At 65.4% G+C, this 14844-nt stretch carries 12 protein-coding genes; 3 read left to right on the top strand and 9 right to left on the bottom strand.

Annotation, left to right across the window (positions count from 1 at the left end; translation table 11 throughout):
- Positions 1–37: 37 nt before the first annotated feature.
- The 6 genes from J0A91_RS14970 to J0A91_RS14945 all read right to left on the bottom strand — a co-directional run bounded on the left by J0A91_RS14970 (position 38) and on the right by J0A91_RS14945 (position 8979).
- Complete coding sequence (locus J0A91_RS14970; RefSeq protein ID WP_069205575.1) at positions 38–781, bottom strand: dienelactone hydrolase family protein; 744 nt, start codon at positions 779–781, stop codon at positions 38–40.
- A gap of 63 nt (positions 782–844) precedes the next feature.
- Positions 845–3280 carry a TonB-dependent receptor gene (locus tag J0A91_RS14965; RefSeq protein WP_150126928.1) on the bottom strand — a complete coding sequence of 812 codons (2436 nt, stop codon included), beginning with the start codon at positions 3278–3280 and terminating at the stop codon, positions 845–847.
- A 187-nt stretch (positions 3281–3467) separates the two neighbouring features.
- Positions 3468–4310: an SDR family NAD(P)-dependent oxidoreductase gene (locus tag J0A91_RS14960; RefSeq protein WP_069205573.1), complete on the bottom strand. Its 843-nt coding sequence runs from the start codon at positions 4308–4310 to the stop codon at positions 3468–3470.
- Between the two features lie 61 nt (positions 4311–4371).
- The gene (locus tag J0A91_RS14955; RefSeq protein WP_069205572.1) at positions 4372–6213 is read right to left on the bottom strand and encodes an acetyl/propionyl/methylcrotonyl-CoA carboxylase subunit alpha; all 1842 of its coding nucleotides are present in this window, start codon (positions 6211–6213) and stop codon (positions 4372–4374) included.
- 4 nt (positions 6214–6217) lie between these two features.
- Positions 6218–7819: a carboxyl transferase domain-containing protein gene (locus tag J0A91_RS14950; protein WP_069205571.1), complete on the bottom strand. Its 1602-nt coding sequence runs from the start codon at positions 7817–7819 to the stop codon at positions 6218–6220.
- The gene (locus tag J0A91_RS14945; protein WP_069205570.1) at positions 7816–8979 is read right to left on the bottom strand and encodes an isovaleryl-CoA dehydrogenase; all 1164 of its coding nucleotides are present in this window, start codon (positions 8977–8979) and stop codon (positions 7816–7818) included. Before J0A91_RS14945 ends, J0A91_RS14950 begins: the two co-directional genes overlap by 4 nt.
- An 84-nt stretch (positions 8980–9063) precedes the next feature.
- Between J0A91_RS14945 and J0A91_RS14940 the strand changes: the two genes are divergently transcribed.
- Positions 9064–9951 carry a LysR family transcriptional regulator gene (locus tag J0A91_RS14940; protein ID WP_069205569.1) on the top strand — a complete coding sequence of 296 codons (888 nt, stop codon included), beginning with the start codon at positions 9064–9066 and terminating at the stop codon, positions 9949–9951.
- Positions 9952–10027: 76 nt separating this feature from the next.
- On the opposite strand, the gene J0A91_RS14935 is transcribed toward J0A91_RS14940, so the two are convergent.
- Positions 10028–10993, bottom strand: a complete 966-nt coding sequence (locus J0A91_RS14935; protein ID WP_069207369.1) for a manganese catalase family protein — start codon at positions 10991–10993, stop codon at positions 10028–10030.
- A 250-nt stretch (positions 10994–11243) separates the two neighbouring features.
- Between J0A91_RS14935 and J0A91_RS14930 the strand changes: the two genes are divergently transcribed.
- Together J0A91_RS14930 and J0A91_RS14925 are read left to right on the top strand one after the other, a co-directional pair.
- Positions 11244–11783 carry a hemerythrin domain-containing protein gene (locus J0A91_RS14930; protein ID WP_069205568.1) on the top strand — a complete coding sequence of 180 codons (540 nt, stop codon included), beginning with the start codon at positions 11244–11246 and terminating at the stop codon, positions 11781–11783.
- 127 nt (positions 11784–11910) lie between these two features.
- Complete coding sequence (locus J0A91_RS14925; protein ID WP_069205567.1) at positions 11911–12162, top strand: hypothetical protein; 252 nt, start codon at positions 11911–11913, stop codon at positions 12160–12162.
- 24 nt (positions 12163–12186) lie between these two features.
- Here the strand turns inward: J0A91_RS14925 and J0A91_RS14920 are convergent, their stop codons facing one another.
- Both J0A91_RS14920 and J0A91_RS14915 read right to left on the bottom strand, forming a co-directional pair.
- Positions 12187–13101: a copper resistance protein B gene (locus J0A91_RS14920; protein WP_083224691.1), complete on the bottom strand. Its 915-nt coding sequence runs from the start codon at positions 13099–13101 to the stop codon at positions 12187–12189.
- Positions 13098–14792: a copper resistance system multicopper oxidase gene (locus J0A91_RS14915; RefSeq protein ID WP_069207367.1), complete on the bottom strand. Its 1695-nt coding sequence runs from the start codon at positions 14790–14792 to the stop codon at positions 13098–13100. The genes J0A91_RS14920 and J0A91_RS14915 overlap by 4 nt, the downstream gene beginning before the upstream one ends.
- Positions 14793–14844 lie beyond the last annotated feature (52 nt).

The following is a 14844-nucleotide window of genomic DNA, read 5'->3' as shown; positions in this document are numbered from 1 at the left end:
TGTCAATCACACAATTGTCGCAGAGTGTCGCGAACGCTCAGCGCAGCGCGCGTTGGAACAGCGCCAGCGTCCACCCTATCGCTTGCAGGAACAGCGCCGGATCATAGCGTGGACCTTCATCGCGAAGGAACGCGTGCTGGGCGTTCACCTCATGCCATTCATAGCGCGCGCCGACCGCTTCGAGCCGCGCGCGGATGATCTCACGGCCTTCGAACGGGACATGCGGGTCTTGCCGCCCCCAGACGAACATCGTCTCGGCCTTGAGATCGACCATCCGCGCGAGACTGTCGTCGTTGCGGCCCTCGCCCAACGTCCCGGAATGCACGTCAGTCGCGTAGAAGCACGCCGCCGCCGTCACGCGCGGGTCGAGCGCCGCACGATACGCGAGATGCCCGCCGAGACACACGCCGAAGGTCGCCAACTGGCCATTGCAGGCGGGATGGTCGGCGAGCGCGGTCAGCCCAGCCTCCGCGTCCGCATCATATGCGGCGACGGGTTTTGCGAACTTGAGTGCATTGCCGCGATCGGTGCCAGCCTGATCGTAGGCGAGGACGGTGCCGGCGGGTTCATATTCGTGATACACTTCGGGCACGGCGACCACATAGCCGTTGCCAGCGAGCATCGCCGCGAGCCGCCGGATCGGTGCCGTCACCTGATAGATTTCCGAAAACAGCAGCACGCCGGGGAAACGCCCCTCGATCGCCGGACGGAACAGATGCAGCCGCATCGTGCCGCCGCCGGCGACCGCGATGTCCTGGCTCTCGTCGCTGCGTAAGATCATGCTGGCACCCTCTGGCTGACGCGCGCTTCGTGGCACCGCGCCCGCCAGAGGGCAACCGCTCACCTAGAACTTGACCTTCACCGTACCGCCGAACGCGCGCGGGTTGCCGGGATAGCCCTGCACGATGCCAGTCGATTTGGTCAGGCCGAGCAGGTTGATGTAATACGCCTTGTTGAGCAAATTCTCCGACCAGAGCTGAATGTCGTATGTGCCATGCGCGAGTTGCAGGCCGACGCGTGCGCTGACCAGCGCGTAATTGCCGATCTCCGCGGTCGGATCGAGCGTGATCGTGGTGTTCTGCTTGCTGCGCCAGTTCACGTCGACCAGCCCGTAAGCGACCGCGTCCTCACCAACCTCATGGCTGTAATCGGTGGTGAGATCGGCGGTCCACTTTGGCGCCCACGCGACCTGACGGCCGGTGAGATCACATACCGAGGCGGTGGTCGTCGCCGGGCAGGTCGAGTTGTGGAACGACGAATAATAGGCGTGGTTGTACGCCGCGAAGCCCTTCAAGTGCAGGCCCTTGGCGATGAACAGTTCACCCTCCAACTCGACACCGTCCGAGGTCAGCGAGCCGACGTTGGCGAGGAACTTCGCGGCGGTGTTGCCCACGCCGACCGACTCGTTCGCCTGATAGTTGCGGACGACGGTGTGGAAGCCGGTGAGGTTGATGAGCAGATGGCGGTCGAACCACTCGCTCTTGATGCCGGCCTCGAAATTGTCGGTCTTCTCGCCCCGCACCTGCTGGCCCGCGCCGTAGAGCGTCACCGCACGCAGCACGCTCGCGTCCGGGTTCGAGGCGTTCACCGGCAGCAGGTTGAAGCCAGCCGATTTGTTGCCGCGCGCGAACTTGGCATAAAGCATCGCCGACGGTGTCACCTTGTAGCTGACGCTCGCTTCGCCCGACAGCGACCGATCGTTGAGCCGATCGTCGACATGGCCGAGCTGCGCGTTGGCGCCGGACGGGGACAGCGCGTTGATCTGCGCGGTGCTGAGGTTGCCGAGGTTCGACACGACCGAACCGTCATAGACTTCGGTACGATGCTCCCACGTATACCGCAGTCCCACGTCGAGCGCGAGCCGGCGCGCCGCATCGGGATGCCAGGTGGCGTTGCCGAACGCGGCCTCGGTATCGGTGTGGAAGATCGCCTTCGATGCGAAGCCGAGCCCCGCGACCTGATTGGCATAGGCGCCCTGCGCCCACGTCTTGCCGCCCACGGTCGGGAAAGCCGTCGTCGAGGGATTGGCCGCCCATATATAATATTGGTTGCCGAAACGGAGGCGCGAATCGACCTCAAGCTTCTGCCGCGACAGGAAGCCGCCGACGGTCAGTTCGATCGGCCGGTTCTTGGCCGTCGCCCAGCGCACTTCCTGCGAAAATTGGTGCTCGTCGTTGCACGAGCCATAATCGGGGATCGCGTTGAGCTGGGTGTAATCATTGTCGTTGTTGGTGAAGCAGCTCCAATGCTGGAACGCGGTGATCGCGGTGAAGGTGCCGCCGCCGACATCCCAACTGACCTCGCCGCTCACCGCGCGGTTGTCGGTCACGGCGTTGAGCGCGCCGTCGATGTTGATGCGGCGGTTCTCCACCGTGCCGGTCGACAGCGTATAGCCGGCGTTGCGCATCCGAGTCTGGAGCAGGGCGGGATCGTAGACTTGCAGGATCACCGGCGAGATCGTCGGGAAGCCCTGATGGTTGTACGTGCCGATCAGCCGGATCGAGAGCGTATCGGTCGGCGTCGCCAGCAATTGCGCGCGGATGCCCTGCCCCTGCCGCGCGTTCTGATAATTGTTGTTGAAGAGGTTGGGATAATTGCCGTCGGTCTTGCTGTAATAGCCCGACAACCGCAGCGCGAGCTTGCCCGGGATCAGCGGCCCGGTCACGCCGGCCTTGATCTCCTGATACCCCTGATTACCAACCGTCGCCTCGGCATTGGCGCCAAACTCGAAACTCGGCTTGAGCGTGTTGATGATGACCGCGCCCGCCGTGGTGTTCTTGCCGAACAACGTGCCCTGCGGGCCGCGCAGCAGCTCGACCTGGGCGAGATCGTTGAAGTCGGTCGAGACCATGCCTTGCCGGCCGGTATAGACGCCATCGACGAAGATGCCGACAGACCCATCGATGCCATCGGTGTTGAAGCCGTTGTTGCCGATCCCGCGCACGCCGAGGTTGAGCTGCTTGGGGTTGGTCAGATAGACCGAGAAAGCCGGGAACTTCGACTGGAAATCGGTGAAGTTAACGAGGTTCTGCCGGGTCAGTTCGGCGGGGGTGATGACGGTCACCGGGATCGGAACATTCTGGAGATTCTCCGCCCGCTTGCGCGCGTAGACGGTGATGTCGCCGAGCTGATCCTGATCGGCGGTGTTCTGGTCGGCCGGCGCCGGCGTTGCGGCAGGTGCGGCATCTTCGGCGCAAGCCGCGCCGGCGATCACGCTGGTCGACAACAGTAGAGCAGCGACCACGCCGGACCGGCACGACCGCGAAGGAAATGTCATCATTGAAATTGCGCCCCTTTGGAATCGATCGGGCACACGGCGGTCGGCGCGTGCCCGCGAGGGCAAGCGCTGTGTTGCATTCCCGTTGCTGTCCGCCGCAACCCGGGCCGCGCTTAGGGGCGCCGCGCGTCGATCGCGTTACGCCACCGCGACAGTCCTGTGACATGCCGCGATTGCGTCTGCGATGGCGCTACTCCGCCATGAACGCGGCAAACGCGGCGGCATGGCTGGGATGCCAGCGTGACAGCGCCGGACGATTCTCGATGATGTCGTCCATCGCCCAGCGCATCCGCTTCTCGTCGGTCGCGCGATCGACGTCATTGTCGGGGCAGAGGATATAGAAATCGCCCTGCGCAATGCGGTCGAGCATGAAATCGGCGACGTGCTCGGCCGACCATGCCGCCGCCGGCTTTTCAGGCCGACCGGTCATGCCGGTGAAGGTGAAGCCGGGGATGAGCAGATGCGCCGAAATGCGCTCGCCCGCCGCCTCGCGCAGCGCGTGCGCGAGCGACTCGGTGTAGCTGCGCACCCCCGCCTTCGACAGGTTATACGCGAAATTCCCCGGCGGGCTGGTGATCCCCTGCTTCGATCCGGTGTTGATGACGATGCCCGGCCGATCCTGCGCGAGCATCGCGGGAACGAACGCCTGCACCCCGTGCAGCACGCCCATCAGATTGGTGTCGAGCAGCGCCTGCCAGCCAGCGGCATTCTCCCAAGGCAGGCCGGGATTGTGCCCGCTCGCGGCGTTGTTCATCAGCACGGAGACGAAGCCCCATTCCGCGAGCACTCTGTCGCGCAGACGTTCGACATCCTCAGGCGAAGACACGTCGGTCGGCACGACCATCACCTCGCCCGCTCCGGCAAGCGCCCTGCCAGCCGCATCGAGCGCCTCCCCACCAAGATCGGCGAGCGCGACCTTGAGGCCCATGCCCAGCAACCGCGAGGCGACAGCGAAGCCGATCCCGCTGGCGGCGCCGGTCACGACGGCGGTCGATCCGTTTGAGAAAGCGGGTGGGAGCGAATGGGTCGTCATGCGGGTACTCCTTGAACCAAAGCGCAACGCCCGACGCGCGCGGAAGAGCCGCGCCGGGCGATCACGCCTCCGCCGGTTCGATCCGCACCAGCAACGTGCCTTCGCTCACCTGCCCGCCTTCGCGCGCGTTGAGTTCAGCGATGATGCCATCGAACGGCGCGGTCAGGCTGTGCTCCATCTTCATCGCCTCGACGGTGACGAGCTTCTGCCCCTTGCGCACCGCATCCCCCGCCGCAACCGCCACCGCGATGACTCGCCCCGGCATCGGCGACAGGATCGCCCCGTCACCCGCGCCCTGCCCGCCCGCGCCCTCCACGCGCCACGCGCGAAGCTGCCACGTCTGGCCGTGTTCGGTCAGCAACGTGTCTTCCAGATCGCCGACGGCACACAATGGATCGAAACCGATGGTGACGGGCGCACCGTTGAGCAGAAACTCCGCGTCCCGCCGGGCAGGCGCATTGAGCCGGAAGCCGACCGGGCCGGTGGCAGATACGACCAGCCGCTCGGCGGCCCGCGCGAGCACGTCGTCGCCGGGGCGCTCGGCCGGCATCAGCGCATCGCCTTCGCGCGCTATCAATCCGGTGTCGAGTTTGGCGGCGGCGAAATCGGCGTTATCGAGAGCGCGCACCAGAAACGCCGCGTTGGTGCGGAGCGGCCAGATGACCGTATCGTCGAGCGCTGCCATCAGCCTGCGCCGCGCCGCGTCGCGATCCGCGCCGTGCGCGATCACCTTGGCGATCATCGGATCGTAGAAGGGCGATATCTCCGCGCCTTGCTCGACGCCGGTATCGATCCGACAGTCACCGCCGATCCGGAACGTGTCGAGCCGCCCGATCGACGGCAGGAACCCCTTGGCCGGATCTTCCGCGTAGAGCCGCGCTTCCATCGCCCACCCGTTGATCGCAAGCTCGTCCTGCCGTCGCGGCAACGGCTCGCCCGAGGCGACGCGCAATTGCCATTCGACCAGATCTTGGCCGGTGATCGCCTCGGTGACGGGATGCTCGACCTGAAGCCGGGTGTTCATCTCCATGAACCAGATCCGGTCGGCACGAAGCCCTTGCGACCCGTCGGCGATGAACTCGATCGTGCCCGCGCCGACGTAATCGACCGCACGCGCCGCCGCGACGGCCGCCCCGCACACCGCAGCGCGCGTGGCCGCGTCCATACCCGGCGCGGGCGCTTCCTCGATCACCTTCTGGTGGCGGCGTTGGAGCGAGCAATCGCGCTCGAACAAATGGACGACATTGCCGTGGCCGTCGCCGAACACCTGCACCTCGATATGGCGCGGGTTGGTGATCCACTTCTCCAGCAAGACGGACACGTTCCCGAAGCTCGACGCCGCCTCGCGCTGGCAGGAGAGCAACGCATCGGCGAAATCCTCCGCCGCATCGACCTTGCGCATACCCTTGCCGCCGCCGCCGGCGACCGCCTTGATGAGCACCGGATAGCCGATCGCATCGGCTTCCGCCCGCAATCGCTCGGGCGATTGATCCTCGCCGAGATAGCCCGGGGTGGTCGGCACGCCGGCCGCCTGCATCAGCGTTTTGGCCGCGTCCTTCAGGCCCATCGCGGTGATCGACGCCGGGTTCGGGCCGACCCAGATCAGCCCCGCCGCCTGCACCGCTGCGGCAAAGGCGGCATTCTCGGACAGAAAACCATAGCCCGGATGGATCGCCTCCGCGCCGCTCTCCTGCGCGGCGGCAATGATGCGTTCGCCGAGAAGGTAGCTTTCGCGCGCCGGCGACGGGCCGATATGCACCGCCGCATCGGCCAGCCGCACATGCAGCGCCTGCGCATCGGCGTCCGAATAGACCGCGACGGTGCGGATGCCGAGCCGCCGCGCGGTGCGGATGATCCGGCAGGCGATCTCGCCGCGGTTGGCGATCAGGAGCGATTTCATCATACCATTACATCCTGAATACGCCGAACTGCGCCCGGTCGGGAACGGCGGCGTTCAGCGTCGCGGCGAAGGCGATCCCCAGCACGTCGCGGGTCTGGGCAGGATCGATGATGCCATCGTCCCACAACCGCGCGGTCGCATAATAAGGATTGCCCTCTTCCTCGTATTTCGCGCGGATCGGCGCCTTGAAGGCTTCCGCCTGTTCGGGCGTCCAGCTCGCCGCATCGCGGTGGACGGTCGCGAGCACGCTCGCCGCCTGCTCGCCGCCCATCACGCTGATCCGCGCATTGGGCCAGGCGAACAGGAAGCGCGGCTGGTACGCGCGCCCGCACATGCCGTAATTGCCAGCGCCGAAGCTGCCGCCGATCAGTACGGTGATCTTGGGCACCGAAGCGGTGGCGACCGCCGTCACCAGCTTGGCGCCGTTCTTGGCAATCCCTTCGGCCTCATATTTGCCGCCGACCATGAAGCCCGAGATGTTCTGGAGGAACAGCAACGGAATGCGCCGCTGGCACGCCAGCTCGATGAAATGCGCGCCCTTGATCGCGCTCTCGCTGAACAACACGCCGTTATTGGCGAGGATCGCGACCGGCATCCCCCAGATATGCGCGAACCCGCAGACCAAGGTGGTGCCGTACAGCGGCTTGAACGCGTGGAATTCGGACCCGTCGACAAGTCGGCCGATCACCTCATGCACGTCATAAGGCGCACGCACGTCATCGGGGATCACGCCATACAGTTCCTGCGGATCGAACGCCGGCGGGCGGGCCGCGCGCAGCGCCAGATCGGGCGTGCGATCCGCCGGCAAGGTCGAGACGATATCGCGCACGATCGTCAGCGCATGTGCGTCATTCTCGGCGAGATGATCGACCACGCCCGAGCGCCGCGCGTGGAGATCGCCGCCGCCAAGGTCTTCGGCCGAAATCACCTCGCCGGTCGCCGCCTGCACCAGCGGCGGCCCGGCGAGGAAAATCGTGCCCTGATTGCGCACGATCACCGATTCATCGGACATCGCCGGGACATAGGCGCCGCCGGCGGTGCAACTGCCCATTACGCAGGCGATCTGCGCGATCCCGCGCGCGCTCATGTTCGCCTGATTGAAGAAGATGCGCCCGAAATGCTCCTTGTCCGGGAACACCTCGGCCTGATTGGGCAGGTTCGCCCCGCCCGAATCGACGAGGTAGATGCACGGCAGCCGGTTCTCCAGCGCGATCTCCTGCGCGCGGAGATGCTTCTTCACCGTCATCGGATAATAGGTGCCGCCCTTCACCGTAGCGTCGTTGCAGGCGATCATCACCTGCCGCCCCGATACGCGGCCGATGCCCGCGATCAAACCCGCACCCGGCACCTCATCACCGTACAGCCCGTTGGCCGCGAGTTGCCCGACTTCCAGAAACGGCGAACCGGGATCGAGCAGATGCTCGACCCGTTCGCGCGGCAGCAGCTTGCCGCGCGCGACATGCTTCGCGCGCGCACTCTCCGACCCGCCCTGAGCCGCCGCTGCGACCTTCGCCCGCAACGTCTCGGCGAGTGCACGGTTGTGCGCGGCATTGGCGCGGAAGCCCTCGCTGTCGGTCGCCAGCTTGGTGTCCAGGACAGGCGCGCTCACTGCGCGACCCGCTCGGGCGCGCCGATCAGTTCGCGGCCGATCAGCATGCGTCGGATCTCGTTGGTGCCCGCACCGATGTCGAGCAATTTGGCGTCGCGCATGAAGCGCTCGACCGGCCAGTCCTTGGTATAGCCCGCGCCGCCGAGCGCCTGCACCGCCTCCAGCGCGGTCTTCATCGCATTCTCGCTCGCCAACAGGATCGCCCCCGCCGCGTCGAACCGCGTGGTGCGGCCGGCATCGCAGGCGCGCGCCACCGCATAAACATAGGCACGCGCGCTGTTGAGCGCGACGTACATGTCGGCGATCTTCGCCTGCATGAGCTGGAACGCGCCGATCGGCTTGCCGAACTGCTGGCGTTCGCGAACATAGGGCAGCACGACATCGAGGCACGCCTGCATGATGCCGAGCTGGATGCCCGCGAGAACGGTGCGCTCGTAATCCAGCCCCGACATCAGCACCCCGGCGCCACCGTTGAGCGGCCCCATGATATTCTCTTCGGGCACCTCGCAATCGTCGAACACCAGTTCCGCGGTCGGCGAACCGCGCATTCCCATCTTGTCGATCTTCTGCCCGATCGAGAAACCCGCCATGTCCTTCTCGATCAGGAAGGTGGTGATCCCCTTCGATCCTTCGCCCGTCTTGGCGTAAACGACCAACGTGTCGGCATAGGTCGCGTTGGTGATCCAGAATTTGGTGCCGTTGAGGACATAGCGGTCGCCCTTTTTCTCGGCCCTTAGCTTCATCGAGACCACGTCAGAGCCTGCCCCGGCCTCCGACATGGCGAGGCTGCCGACATGCTCGCCCGAAATCAGCTTGGGGAGATAGCGCGCCTTCTGCTCGGGCGAACCCCAGCGCCGGATCTGGTTGACGCACAGGTTCGAATGCGCGCCGTAGCTCAGGCCGATCGACGCGGAGGCCCGCGCCACCTCTTCCTGCGCGATGACATGTTCGAGATAGCCGAGCCCGAGCCCGCCATCCTCTTCCGACACGGTGATGCCGTGCAGCCCGAGGTCGCCCATTTGCGGCCAGAGATCGCGCGGAAACCAGTCCTTCGCGTCGATCTCGGCGGCAAGCGGGGCAATCTTGTCCGCCGCGAACCGCGCCGTGCTCTCGCGGATCATGTCGGCGTTCTCGCCGAGGCCGAAATCGAATGTCGCCATATCTGCTCTCCTGCTCGGCAGCCTAGAGGATTTGCCGACGCGTGAAAAATTGAAAGCGGCGCCAGCGGTGAATAGATGGCATCTATGATCGAACGCTATCTCGTCCGCTATTTCCTCGCCGTGGTCGATCACGGCACCTTCTCGGCGGCGGCGCAGCATTGCCGCGTCACCCAGCCGACACTTTCGGTCGGCATCGGCAAGCTCGAAGCGTTGCTGGAGGCGCCGCTGTTCGAACGCTCCAACCGCGCTGTGCGACTGACTGCGGCGGGGACACGTTTCGTCGAACATGCCCGCCGAATCGAAAACGCCTTCAATCTGGCGAAACGCGCGGTGCAGCGCGAACCCGATGGTGGCGCGGTTCGGCTCGGCGTGCTCAACAGCCTGCCCGGCCCTGACCTCGCGCGGATGACGGCGCTGGCGCTGGCGCACGCACCCGCCGCCACGTTCGAACTCGTCCCCGGCACCGCGCGCGAACTCCACGCCAAGCTCAACCAGGGGCGGATCGACGTGGCGCTGACCCTTACCGCCACGGGCACCGCGACCTTCCTCGAACGGCCGTTGCGCACCGAAGGTTTCGGCGTGTTCCTGCCGGCCGCGCATTCTCTGGCCGGCCGCGACAGCGTGGCGGCGGAGGAGGTCGCACACGATGTCATGATCGTGCGGCGTCATTGTGAATCGCTCGCCGCGATCAGCCGCCACTTCACCGATAAGGACGTGCGTCCGCACTTCGCCTTTCGAAGCACCAACGACGACCGGGTCTTGCAGATGATCGCCGCCGGCCTCGGCATCACCGTGATGCCGATGAGCTTTCAGGCACCCGGGGTTCACGCGGCGCGATTGCAGGGGTTCGATCTCCAGCGCACGATCGGAGTCGCCTTCGCGCCCGCCGCGCAGATGCTGGAGCAAACGCCGACGGGGATCGTCCTCGCCGCGATCGAGACCTTCTCGTCACCTGCGCGGTTGATGATCTGACCGAACGCCAGACACGACAATACCGGCCGCGACGATCCTGTCGCGGCCGGTATCGCTTCAGAGCGTCAGACGAACGTCAGTTCCGTTCGTCCTTGGCAGCCGCCTCGGCCATTGCCGGGGCTTCGGCGATGGTGGCAGCGCCACCGAAATCGCCATCGGTAACCCGTCCCGCACCCGGCCCGGCGCCGAGATCGACACCCGTCGTAGGATCGCTCGTCGCATCGGAGGCGAGCCGCGCCGCCATCTTGGCGACGACCTTCGCGTCCGCGCTGTCGAGATCGACCGTCGCAAGGCCGTCACCATCATCGGCCGGCATCACCTCCGTGAGGTCGTCGATCCGGTCCCACTGCGGCCCCGAATTCCACGGCCCGGTCATGTCGCCCTCGCCCTGCGAGGTGTTGACGTACATGTTGCTGTACTTCTCCACCCCCGGCAGCTTGCCCGGCGGGAAGTTGTCCTCGATCGAATACAGTGCCTTCTCGAACGATTTCTGGTGCGCGATTTCGCGCGTCATCAGGAAGCCGAGCGCGTCCTTGATGCCGGGATCATCGGTGATGTTGATGAGCCGTTCGTAGACGATCTTCGCGCGGCTCTCGGCCGCGATGTTGGAGCGCAGATCCACGGTCGGCTCAGAACGTGTGTCGACATACGCGGCCGTCCACGGCACGCCGGCAGAGTCGATCAACGCGGGGCCACCGCCGAACAACAACGATTCCTTCGCGCTGGTGCCGGTCTGCCCGACCATGCTGTACAGTTCCGCCTCGGCCAACTGACCTTCGGAGAGCTGGGCCTTGGCACCCTTGTTCAGCATCGCGATAATCGAACCGATCACCTCGAGGTGGCTCAGTTCCTCGGTGGCGATATCCAGCAGCATGTCCTTGCGGCCAGCATCTTCTTCACCAAGCCCTTGCGTGAAATAGCGCATCGCAGCGGCAAGTTCGCCGTCCGCCCCGCCAAATTGTTCGAGCAGCAGGCAGGCAAGTCTTGGGTTAGGCTCGGAAACGCGGACAGTATATTGCAGCCGCTTGTTGTGCATGAACATCGGCATGATCCTGTTGTTTCGGGGACGCGGCAAGAACGGCGGAGCCACGCGACAGGTTCCCCTTGATAAATGTCAAGACTTTGTTTTAACTTAGATTTAGACGTATCTTGAAATTCCCGGTCGGAGAGGTCGGCGCGTTTCGTAAAATATACTGATGCGGATCAAGTCCGCCCTGAGCCGCGGGAACGCAGCCTGCACCGGCTCGTTCAAGGCGTCGGATCGTATTTTCTGACCCGCAAAGGAGCATCTCATGTCGGTCATTGACAAGCTGGTCGCCGCCGTAACCCCGCCCGAGAGCGAAGAGGCGCGGGTCGAAGCGCGCAAGAAGGCGGAAGCCGTCGCCACCCCCGGCAGTTGGCTGTCCGAGATCCTGCGGCATCACCGCAAGATCGAGGCGCTGTTCGACGCGGTGAAGATCGCCGAGACGCCCGCCGGCCGTCAGCGCGCGCAGAAGGATCTCGCCTTGCTGTTGACCGCGCACTCGATCGCCGAAGAAGCCGCGGTCTATCCGGCACTTGCCGCCGACAAGCAGGTCGCCCACGCCGAACTCGCCTATCAGGAGCAGTCCGCCGCGAAGATGGAGATGGGCCTGCTCGAACGGCTCGATCCGATGAGCCAGGACTACCTCGACAAGCTCGAACACATCCGTGGCGCCGTCACGCACCACATCTATTCGGAAGAAGGGACGTGGTTCCTGCAACTCGCCGAGGATGTCGGTCCCGACGAGCAAGAGCGGATCACGTCGCGCTACCGCGAGGAGTTCGAGCGCTATACCCACGGCGCCGCCTGATCTGGCACAGGTCCGGGGTAATGCCCGGACCTGTCCTTCTCTTCGCCGCGAAGCATCCAATGGAAAAATCGCCGCGCGTGGGATAGAGGCGTCCAAGCCCCTTCTCTCAGGCAGGAACGACACAGCAATGAAGATGCGTCCGGCGCTCGGCATCATCGCCGCCCTCTGCGCCCTGCTCCCGACCGCAGCCTATGCCGATGATTCGAGCGACCTGCGCCAGACGATCCTGCAGGGATGCGAACTCGCGGCGTGGCAATTCGCCATTCGCGTCGAAAAGGATGGCTCCATCGTCACGCAAATCTCGCCAACGATCAAAGACGACCAGAAGACCTGCGTTCGCAAGATGATCGACGATTATCGCCGCAATGGCCTGAGCTGACCGAAACGCCCGGTGCCCGCTGCGTCAGAACCAGCCGCGCACGCCAAACACCGCCGCCGCCCCGCCGCGTGCATCCGCGTCTCTGCGAGCGTAATCGGCCGTGCGCCCAACCTTCCTGTCCCACGATATGCCAAGATAGGGCGCGAACTCGCGACGGATTTCGTAGCGCAGACGCAGGCCGAGTTCGGCGGTGGATAAACCTTGGCCAATACGCTGCTCGGGCACGTCCTGCGCAGCGAGGTTGAGTTCGACGCGCGGCTGAAGCACAAGCCGCTGGGTGATGCGCTGATCGTACCACGCCTCCGCGCGGGCGAGCACGTCGCCTTTGTCGGACACGAACAGCGTGCCCTCCGTCTCGAACCAATAGGGCGCCAATCCCTCGACCCCTACCGAGACATAGGTGCGGCGCACGCCCGCGCCGAGATCCTGCCGAATGCCCGCCTGAAGATCGTAATAGGGTCCGATCGCGCGCGAATAGAGCAATTGGACCTCGGCCGTATCGACGCTGCGGCCGAACTGTGCTTCCCCCTCGCTTTTTGCGACCACACGGTTGATGTCCCCGCCCCACCAGCCCTCGCCATCCCAGCGGTAGCCCTCGCGACCGCGGCGCACTTGCACTTCGGCAAGGTTGAACAGGATCTGGTGGAGCCGCATGCCGCCATGCTCGTGGTGCATCCGGTCACGGGCCGCCGCCATGACGTCCGCGCCCCAAACCGCATCGGCGGCGTGATCGGCGGGCGGGGGCGGTGCCGGCGGCGCGGTATCGGGCGGCGACAGGTCCGTACCGACCTTTTCGACCGAAGCGGTCGAATGCGCGGAGGCGTCGCCGGGCGGTGCCGGCTGATGATGCTGGTGGTCGGACATGTCCATACCAGGCATGGTCTGCGCATGAGCGGGAGCGATCGCGATCAATGCCGCGATACACGTCAGCGCCTTCATGCCGCCTTCGCCGGGCGCACGCTCACCACCTGCATCATCCCGGCGTGCATGTGATAGAGCATGTGGCAGTGAAACGCCCAGTCGCCCACCGCATCGGCGGTAAGATCGAAGGTGACCATGCCGCCGGGCTGAACGTTGACGGTATGCTTGCGTGGGGCATGATCGCCGTGCCCGGTCACCAGTTCGAAGAAGTGGCCGTGGAGGTGGATCGGGTGGTTCATCATCGTATCGTTGATGAGCGTGATCCGCACCCGCTCGCCGGCGGTGAACGGGATCGGGTCTTTCACCTCGTTCAGCTTCTTTCCATCGAACGCCCACATATAGCGTTCCATATTGCCGGTGAGATGGATCTCCAGCTTGCGCGACGGCGCGCGCACGTCCGGGTTGCGGTCGGCCGCGACCAGATCGGTATAGACCAACACCTTTCCGCCAACGTCGGCAAGCCCCTGCCCCGGCTCGGCGGTTCGGTCGGCCGGCATGGGCGAGATCGTCTGCACCCCGGGGCCGAGCGGCAGCCCCGGCGCGTTGCGCGAATCACGCATCCCCATGTGCATCGACGACATATCGACCATGTCGGGGTCCATCGCCGACATATCCATGCCCATATCCTTCATCGTCACCACCGGACGGCGGCGCAGCGGCGGCGCGGCGGCGAGGAGGCCCGCGCGGGGCGTAAGCGTGGCGAACGCCATCCCGGACCGGTCGATCGCCTCGGCAACGAGGCCATAGGCACGGTCGTCGACCGGGGCGACGATCACGTCGTAAGTCTCGGCGTTGGCGATCTGGAACTCGTCCACCGTCACGGGCCGCACCGGCAGCCCGTCGGTCGCCACCACCGACATCCGCAAGCCGGGGATTCGCACGTTGAAGATCGTCATGGCGGACGCATTGATGAAGCGCAGCCGCACCCGTTCGCCGGGCCGGAACAGCGCCGTCCAGCCACCCACCGGGCCCCGGCCATTGACCAGATACGTGTAGGTGGAGCCAGTCACATCGGAGATGTCGGTCGGGTCCATCCGCATCTTGCCCCATGCGCGGCGCTCCGCCGCCGTCTGGTCGCGGCCGGCAAGCTGGCCGGCCAGCGTCTGCTTCTGGTAGTTGAAATACCCGCCCTGCTGCTTCAGCCGCTGGAAGATCGTGTGCGGATGGATCGGGCTGTGATCCGACAACACGATGACATGCTCGCGATCATGCGCGATCGGATCGGCACCTGCGGGATCGATCACGATCGGGCCATAATGCCCCATCTGCTCCTGCAACCCGGAATGGCTGTGATACCAATAGGTGCCGGACTGTCGGATCGGGAACTCGTAGGTGAAGCGGCTGCCCGCCCTGATACCCGGGAAGCTGATCCCCGGCACCCCGTCCATCTGAAAGGGCAGCAGCAGCCCGTGCCAGTGGATTGACGTGTCCTCGTCCGCCAGATCGTTGACGACGGTAAGCCGCACGTCCTGCCCTTCACGCAGCCGGATGAGCGGGCCGGGCACGGTGCCGTTGATACCGATCGCATGAGTCTCGCGCCCGCCGATCCGCAGCATCTGGTGGGCGATGCGCAGTTCGATGTCGGTGCCGCCCGCGCTCACCGGCGCGACGGGCACGCCAGCGGAGACCGCCGCCGCCCAGCCCGGCCAGCAGGCGGTAAGCGCTCCTGCGCCGCCGATCCTCAATATGTCCCTGCGCCGCGGCGTCATGATATTCCTGTCCATAGCACGCCTATGTGGCGAGCCAGCTTGCGAATTCTAC

Source organism: Sphingomonas panacis, assembly GCF_001717955.1.
Lineage (GTDB): Bacteria > Pseudomonadota > Alphaproteobacteria > Sphingomonadales > Sphingomonadaceae > Sphingomonas > Sphingomonas panacis.
The sequence above is the reverse complement of the archived record's forward strand: the minus strand, read 5'-3'. Positions and strand labels throughout refer to the sequence as shown.

Excerpts from the sequence above, each read along its gene's own strand:
- J0A91_RS14970 (WP_069205575.1), bottom strand. The coding sequence starts at position 781 with ATGATCTTACGCAGCGACGAGAGCCAGGACATCGCGGTCGCCGGCGGC.
- J0A91_RS14965 (WP_150126928.1), bottom strand. The coding sequence starts at position 3,280 with ATGATGACATTTCCTTCGCGGTCGTGCCGGTCCGGCGTGGTCGCTGCT.
- J0A91_RS14960 (WP_069205573.1), bottom strand. The coding sequence starts at position 4,310 with ATGACGACCCATTCGCTCCCACCCGCTTTCTCAAACGGATCGACCGCC.
- J0A91_RS14955 (WP_069205572.1), bottom strand. The coding sequence starts at position 6,213 with ATGATGAAATCGCTCCTGATCGCCAACCGCGGCGAGATCGCCTGCCGG.
- J0A91_RS14945 (WP_069205570.1), bottom strand. The coding sequence starts at position 8,979 with ATGGCGACATTCGATTTCGGCCTCGGCGAGAACGCCGACATGATCCGC.
- J0A91_RS14940 (WP_069205569.1), top strand. The coding sequence starts at position 9,064 with ATGATCGAACGCTATCTCGTCCGCTATTTCCTCGCCGTGGTCGATCAC.
- J0A91_RS14935 (WP_069207369.1), bottom strand. The coding sequence starts at position 10,993 with ATGTTCATGCACAACAAGCGGCTGCAATATACTGTCCGCGTTTCCGAG.
- J0A91_RS14930 (WP_069205568.1), top strand. The coding sequence starts at position 11,244 with ATGTCGGTCATTGACAAGCTGGTCGCCGCCGTAACCCCGCCCGAGAGC.
- J0A91_RS14925 (WP_069205567.1), top strand. The coding sequence starts at position 11,911 with ATGAAGATGCGTCCGGCGCTCGGCATCATCGCCGCCCTCTGCGCCCTG.
- J0A91_RS14920 (WP_083224691.1), bottom strand. The coding sequence starts at position 13,101 with ATGAAGGCGCTGACGTGTATCGCGGCATTGATCGCGATCGCTCCCGCT.
- J0A91_RS14915 (WP_069207367.1), bottom strand. The coding sequence starts at position 14,792 with ATGACGCCGCGGCGCAGGGACATATTGAGGATCGGCGGCGCAGGAGCG.